We start from the raw sequence: 6,754 nt of genomic DNA on the forward strand, positions 1-6,754 counted from the left end.
GTCGCGGGTGTTGCCGAGCCACGACTCGACTACCTAGCAAGACTCCCACCGCGAACCCACCTGAACCCTACAGTACCTAGGATGGTACTGACCGTACCATCCTAGGTACTCCTTGCTAGGGTGAGGTTCATGCAGCGGCGCCGGATGAGTGATCGAGAGACGGAACGGCGAATCCTCGATGCCGCGGTCATGCTCGTGCACGAACAGGGCATCTCCACCGGCCTGGAGAGGATCGCGTTCGACGAGGTTGTCCGGCGGGCCGAAGTCTCGCGGACCTCCGCCTACCGCCGGTGGCCCAAGCGCGACCAGTTCTACGGCGAAGTGCTCATGAAGCTCGCGAGCGGCACCACGCTCCCCGCGCCGGAGGCGACCATCACCGGGCCCGCAGCCGATGTCGTCCGCGGCTACGCCCAGTGGTTGGAGTCTCCCCAGGGGCACCGTAATCTCGTCGTCGAACTGCTCCGCGTATCCATCGGCCGCGACTACGAAGTCGCCAGCACCGCACCCGAATGGCGTACCTTCACCAGCCTGCTGGCAAGCCACCAAGGAATCACAGACGACGATGTGCGGGACGCCGTCGCCGCCGAACTCGTCGCCGCCGAACGCCGCTCCGTCGAGGCGCGAGCGCGCGCGTACGCGCAGTTCACCGCGCTACTCGGCTATCGCCTCATCCCGCCCCTGGCCGGACCCGACGGTTTCGAACTCATGAGTCGCGCGGCCGGAGCGACCATGACGGGCCTGCTCACCAAGCTCAGCCTCGGCGACCCCACCGATCAAGCCCCGCGACACATGCGGGCCTTCGGAAGCACCGAGTCAGCGGAATGGACGCCCGCCATCTACATGATCACTTCAACCGTCCTCGGCTACGTCGAACCCGATCCGGGCGTGGCATGGAACCCGACCCGCGTCGACGACCTACTCACCGCCATCGCGGGTTTCCGATCGGGGATCTCAGACCTGGTTGCTGCTCCGGCACGCTGACCAGTATGCCGCTCACGGCCACGCGCGACGCCCACGCATCGACGTGGTGGGTGATGGCGGTCTACTGGTTTCCGCGGCTCAATCGTGCTGTACACCGATCGAGGACCGGCACGCTCATCTGCCGCTTCTAGGGCGCTCGTTTGGCCGGCGGAGACGTCACGTTCCGCGCGCGTCACCGGCTCGCCAGACTCGACGAGAGGGCTTGTCGGGACGGGTAGGCCGTGGGCCCTTCTGCCGGTCAGCGGTGGCTGACGACGTTGACCACCTTGCCGTCTGGGTCGCGGACGAAGAAGCGCCGGACGCCCCACTGCTCGTCGGTAATCGGGTGCACGATCTCTGCGCCCGTCGCGCGTACCGCCTCGTAGGCGGCGTCGACGTCATCGACCTCCACGCTGAGATCCGGATTTACGGAGGCCGCCGCATCTTTGGTGATGAGGATGACCTGGGCGGTGGGGTTGGACGGTGAGACCAAGTTGATCACCCAGCCCAGGTTCATCTCCTCGCGAAAGCCCAAAAGCTGGTAGAAGCCGCTGCTCGCGGCCGGGTCGGCGGTGGTGATATCGGGCACGGTACGACGAATCGTCATGCCTTGATTTTGGCATGCGAAGTACCGGTTCGTACGGGTAGTGAGCCCCGCTCACCAGGCGCCAGAGCGGCGGGTTGGAGGTCATCGAGGTCCCCCGGTCGGAGTGGATCATCCGTAGCGTTACACCGGCTGCGGCGATGGCGATCCCGATGAAATCCTCGGCTAATTCGCCGGTCTCGGTCGGCGCGATCGGGAAGCCGGGCACGTACCGGGAGTAGATGTCCAGGATGACGTACACGTCGTAGTAGATCCCGGGGCGCTGGGCCGTACAGCTTGGTGATGCCTCACGACCAGGCCTGCCCTGGCCCCGGTTGGCCAAGAGCCGGGGCCTGGGGGCGCCTACCAACGCGATCTCCATGCCGCCAGACAAGAACAGCTGCGGTCCGGCGCTCGGGGCGGCGGCTTGGCGGCGTTCGTTGTGTGGCTACTGGGCGAGCTCGCCTGACTTGGTGGCAGTGATGAAGAGCTGCCATGCGTCGGCTGGGAAGATTAGTACGGGGCCGTCGGGGTTCTTGCTGTCGCGAACAGCGAAGGCATCGTCAAGGTGGGCTACCTCGACGCAGTTGCCGTTGGCGCCGCTGCGGGTGCTCTTCCGCCATGTGGCGTTGTCGAGGGGTGGGGCGTTCACTGTGGCACCTCGTCAGGTTGAGCGGATCATGCTGTGCAGCAGCTTGCGGGAGTCGACGGGGTTCAGTGCTGCCGCCCGCAGTTGGTTGAACATTTCGGTGTACCGCCGTATGTCGGGTTCTTTCTCCAGGTAGAGCGCTCCGGCCATGTTCTCGACGTACACCAGTTCGGGGTCCGCGCTGTCTGGGAAGTCCATCACGGCGAACGCGCCGTGCATGCCGGGATGCGCGCCGACCGGGAACGGCAGTACCTGGAAGGTGAGGTTCGGCTTTTCGGTCATGGTGAGCAGGTGGCGGAGTTGGTCGGCCATCACGGCTGGGCCGCCGACTTGGCGGTGCAGGACGGCCTCGTCGACGATCGCCCACAGCTTGAGCGGGTCGGGTCGATTGATTGATGCTTGGCGTTGGACGCGCGTCTCGACCCGCCGGCGCACGTCGTCCTCAGTGGCGTGGGGCAGGCTGGCCGTCACGACCGCCCGGGTGTAGTCGTCGGTCTGGAGAAGTCCTGGTACGAACAGCGATTCGTAGTTGCGCACGCTGCGGGCTTCTGCCTCGAAGCTGATGTAGGTGGTGTACTCCTCGGGCAGTTCCGACTCGTACGCCTGCAACCAGCCCAGCTGCGCGGCCTGCTTGGATAGGTCGATCAGGCGTTGCCGGTCGCCCGGATCGGTGACGCCGTACTTGTCGAGTAGCGCCACCAGTGTGCGGCGTTGGGGCCTGACCCGTGCCGTTTCGATCCGGTACAGCGTCGCCGGGTTGATGCCCGTCTGTTCGCCGACCTCCTCGCGCGTCAGTCCGGCCGTGGACCGTTGGGCGCGCAGTTCAGCCGCGAGGCGGCGCAGGCGCACGGTAGGCAGTTGGCGACGTGCCGACAACTCCATGATCCTTCCGCTCCGTTCGTAGTCAGAGTGTCCCGGTCGGGCAGATGCAAGGACAAGCCGGGCCGAACTTATGACGAACCTGTAAATGCAAGTCTTGCATAGTCCTAGCATGCGGACGCATGATATTCATGAGTGCGCAACGAATCGGGATCGGGCCGGAGGGCCGGCCCGCTTGTCGGAGGTCTGCATGTTGATGCGCATGCCGCGGCCAGGCGATGTCGTCGTGATCGGCCGGGCCGCGAACTACCAGTACGAAGGCCGCCGGTCGATCAGGCTCAAGATCACCGGCATCGAGGAGGAGCCCATCGCTCCGGGCCTTGCCTGGCTGCGCGGCTACCAGCTCGGGCCTACCGGTGCGGCTATCGCCAAGCGCACGGTGCTTGTCCGCCTGGGCGGCTTGGTTTACGTGTGGACGCCGCACCCCTTGCCTGTGGTCCGCCAGAAGAGGCCCGGTCCGAAGAAGAGGGGAGCGGCGCTATGCCCCAAGTGTTGGCGTTGGCGGGCACGGGTCTACTCGGCTTCGCGGTAGGGCTGGTGGCGCTGCGTGTCAAGTCGCGGTGGTGCCCGCGGTGCGGCGCAACGACGACCGCGCAGATCCCCACGAGCGGCCCGCGAGCCGACCGATGACCGGCAAGCACCGGCAGGACGTCAACGAGCAGCTAGTCGCAGCCCAGGCCGTCCTCGAACGGCACCTTGTGTCGTGCTCTGCCTGCGCCAGTAACCGGCGATGCACTGAGCGCTCGGCGGCCGAGATGGTCTTCGTGCGGCACGGACGGCTGCCTCGTCGGCGGCCCGGACTGACTCAGCTTCGGCGGTTGGCCGTGAGCTGGTTACTCGAACGGCCCGATGGCCCGAGCACCATCCATGATGGAGCGGTGAAACGTTGACGGGCCGGTTTTCTGTGTCTGCGGCGAACAGACGCAAGCCGGTATACGTCCCGGGCATCACCGCGACGATCTTGCTGATCATGGCCACGGGGGGCGCGGATCGGCTCGGCAAGGCCGCCATCATCCGGTGGGGTGACATCCCCGCCTGGGGTGGCGGAGAGCGACGTTCCGGCGGGCGCCGATCGGTGCGGTACACCCTGGCGTACACCCTTGATCTTGGTGTGCGCCAGGTTTTGCTGGTGGGCCGGAGGCACCACCATACGAACCACACCGCCACGATCGCCGGTGATCCGCTACCCGTAGGTTTGCCCTGCTCGCGGACGTCGGGCCGTGCTCGATGATCTCGACTCGCCCGATCGGCACGGTTCGCTGGAACGACTGGCCTCGCCGTACGCGATGTCGTCTGAGGTTTGCGGAGATCAGGCGATCTGCCGGAGGTCGCTGCCGTAGTCGAAGATGATCCGCATCCGGGCACCCAGTGCTCGTGCATATCGGCTGAGGGTCGCCACCTCGTTGGCGTCCAGATCACCGTTCTCGATCTGACTCACCCGGCCGGGCGTCACCCCCATCAGCTCTGCCACCTGCCGCTGGGTGAGACCGAGACGCTTGCGCTCCTCGGCGAGGTGAAACGCGCTGACCCACGCCTCGGTGCGAGCACGTTCCGTATCGAGCTCGGCGTCGTCCCCATCGTGCAGCTCAGCGCGGATGTCGTCCCAGTCATGGAAGTCGACCATAAGCCCTCCCTCCGTTTCCTCTCGAAGGCAAGCCAACCCTCGTAGGCGACCTCAGCGATTGGGATCGCCGTCTCGTACCACCGCGTCCAGTCTCCTGCCTTGTTGCCGGCGACCAACAGCACCGCCTGCGACCATGGATCAAAGACGAACAGAACCCGAATGGCGACGTCGCGGCCAGACCTCGGCCGCAACTCCTTGAGGTTGCCGATGCTCGAATCCCGAAGAGTGTCGACCAGCGGACGCCCCAGACCCGGACCGGTCTCCGCAAGCATGTCGATCGCCGCGTTCACGGACCGGTACGCCGCCGGGTCGGTCTGACGCAGAGCCCGTAACCAGTCACGGACATCACCTGTCGTCCTGATCGCCCAGCGTCGGGCTGGCCCGTTGGTCACGGAGCAACTATAGCTCACCCTATACACGGCCGACCCCGGCCACGCCCGATCCAGCAAAACGGGCGAAACACTTACCTACCAGCCCACGTCTCGGTCACGCGAACCACGAAAGCACAGGTCAACGACGAGATCACGTCATGCGGTGGGCGGGCGGGACTCGAACCCGCGACCGAGGGATTATGAGTTGAATCCCAATCATGATCGCGGGTGATTGACGGTCCGTAGGGGTGTCTATCTGTCCAGGTAGACACCCCTACGACTGTCGGTCAGTGATTGCCCGTGGTGGCCAGTTCGTAGGCGTCCGGGCTCACAACGGGCTCACGTCAGCGGCTCACGGTGCCCGCTGAACGCGGATTACTCCTCCTTCAATGCGAGGGTGTACGCGTGCACGAAGAAGGTTTCGACGCGTGCCCAGTGCAGATGGCCGGCAAGGGTAGTGTCGCCCTCTCGGCCGAGGACAACATGCACATGGACTTTTCCGTCCCGGATTTCTCCCGTTCCACTCAGCTCAAACGGCTGCCGATACTCGTTGAGGATATCCGTGCTCGCATCGTCGGCGCGCATGTTGCTGATGGCGCATTCATCGACCGCGCCGATGAGGGAGACGATAGCGCCGTTCGCTATTCCCTCTTCTGCGGCTCGCCGAGTCAGCGTCTCGATTAGCTCTTCGCCAGGCTTGACGCTTAGCAGCTTCATTTGCCTATCCAATCGATAGAGGAGTTACGCCGGCCAGCACTGCCGCATATGCTCGCAAGTTCTCGCGACATTTCTCGTGCTCTACGGCGAACATGAGGGCGGATCTGGTTCGCGCATTCTCGACATCTATGCAGTTGGCGAGTAGCACGGCACTACACCATCGGGCGGCAGCGTCGCGGCTATTCTTAAGCTCGGCGGCGAGTCGTTGGGACGCCCACTCCCTTTTGTGGCCACCATCGTCAAGCGTCCAACTATCTGCTTGCGGACTGGTTGTGCCGGAGAGGTGCGCTGCTCGCTCCCATGGCAATCCCAGGACTCGGCTGGCGACAGCGGTGACATAAAGGTGCCTGGCGTCTCGGTCGCTGCGTATGGCGGAGATTGCCGCATCGCCTAGTTCGGCCGCCCCCACCTTGGCGAGAATGCCGGCTGAGTTGACCCTGAGGACTGCTGTGGCACCCCTGCGCATCCACGCGGTCAGCCCTCGTTGTGCTCCTTCGTTGTTGGCCGCCAGCGTGCTAATGGCTAGGTCGGTAGCGTGGCTGGTCTGTGCGGTGGCGAGGAGATGCCCGCTGCCCTGAGCGATGTCGCCAAACACACGATGGGCGACCAGGACGTCTGTTAGCGCGGGGTCCGTAAAACGATATGAGCCGCCTGCTGTCCGCGTGACGTGTGGATGCGTGTTTAGGCGTTGCGCGATTGGCTGGGGAATCTCCGAGGAGTCCAGGTCGTCCTTGCGATGTTGCCAAAGGTGCCATGCGAGCCACTCAACGGCTTTGTGGTCGTCTATCAGGTGGGCGGGTGCCGATTGGTCGTAGAGGAAGCCCAGGTTCGGTGCACTTCGGCGGGCCAGGGTGTCTTCACAGGCCACCTCCGCGCCTCCGGTGGAGGATGACCGTGCAGGTTTAGTTGAGTAACGCCTGCGGTCGCTGTCCTCTTGGCAGCGGATGGGATCGTTGTCGGCCGTTATGGGC

General features: G+C 64.9%; 7 protein-coding genes and 2 pseudogenes. 2 read left to right on the top strand and 7 right to left on the bottom strand.

Annotation, left to right across the window (positions count from 1 at the left end; all coding sequences use genetic code 11):
- Nucleotides 1-129 precede the first annotated feature (129 nt).
- Nucleotides 130-981, top strand: coding sequence for a TetR/AcrR family transcriptional regulator (locus KJS59_RS28665; RefSeq protein WP_213456755.1), 852 nt, complete (start codon nt 130-132; stop codon nt 979-981).
- A 238-nt stretch (nt 982-1,219) separates the two neighbouring features.
- On the opposite strand, the gene KJS59_RS28670 is transcribed toward KJS59_RS28665, so the two are convergent.
- The 4 genes and pseudogenes from KJS59_RS28670 to KJS59_RS28680 form a co-directional block, all read right to left on the bottom strand.
- Nucleotides 1,220-1,567, bottom strand: a complete 348-nt coding sequence (locus tag KJS59_RS28670) for a VOC family protein (RefSeq protein WP_213456758.1) — start codon at nt 1,565-1,567, stop codon at nt 1,220-1,222.
- Nucleotides 1,568-1,652: 85 nt separating this feature from the next.
- Nucleotides 1,653-1,925 (bottom strand): annotated as a pseudogene (locus KJS59_RS32390) (integrase catalytic domain-containing protein); the annotation flags it as partial.
- Between the two features lie 66 nt (nt 1,926-1,991).
- On the bottom strand, nt 1,992-2,195 hold the full coding sequence (locus KJS59_RS28675; protein ID WP_213456760.1) for a DUF397 domain-containing protein: 204 nt from the start codon (nt 2,193-2,195) through the stop codon (nt 1,992-1,994).
- Between the two features lie 12 nt (nt 2,196-2,207).
- The gene (locus KJS59_RS28680) at nt 2,208-3,074 is read right to left on the bottom strand and encodes a helix-turn-helix domain-containing protein (RefSeq protein WP_213456762.1); all 867 of its coding nucleotides are present in this window, start codon (nt 3,072-3,074) and stop codon (nt 2,208-2,210) included.
- A 187-nt stretch (nt 3,075-3,261) separates the two neighbouring features.
- Between KJS59_RS28680 and KJS59_RS28685 the strand changes: the two genes are divergently transcribed.
- Nucleotides 3,262-3,603, top strand: a complete 342-nt coding sequence (locus tag KJS59_RS28685) for a hypothetical protein (protein ID WP_213456764.1) — start codon at nt 3,262-3,264, stop codon at nt 3,601-3,603.
- A gap of 777 nt (nt 3,604-4,380) precedes the next feature.
- On the opposite strand, the gene KJS59_RS28690 is transcribed toward KJS59_RS28685, so the two are convergent.
- The 3 genes and pseudogenes from KJS59_RS28690 to KJS59_RS28700 form a co-directional block, all read right to left on the bottom strand.
- A complete protein-coding gene (locus tag KJS59_RS28690) occupies nt 4,381-4,695 on the bottom strand; it encodes a transcriptional regulator (RefSeq protein WP_213456766.1) in 315 nt (104 codons plus the stop codon).
- A gap of 2 nt (nt 4,696-4,697) precedes the next feature.
- A pseudogene (locus KJS59_RS28695) lies at nt 4,698-5,087 on the bottom strand (type II toxin-antitoxin system RelE/ParE family toxin); the annotation flags it as partial.
- A gap of 354 nt (nt 5,088-5,441) precedes the next feature.
- Nucleotides 5,442-5,783 carry a PPC domain-containing DNA-binding protein gene (locus tag KJS59_RS28700; protein WP_213456768.1) on the bottom strand — a complete coding sequence of 114 codons (342 nt, stop codon included), beginning with the start codon at nt 5,781-5,783 and terminating at the stop codon, nt 5,442-5,444.
- Nucleotides 5,784-6,754: the final 971 nt, after the last annotated feature.

Source organism: Rhizomonospora bruguierae (genome assembly GCF_018397995.1).
Taxonomy (GTDB): Bacteria; Actinomycetota; Actinomycetes; order Mycobacteriales; family Micromonosporaceae; genus Rhizomonospora; species Rhizomonospora bruguierae.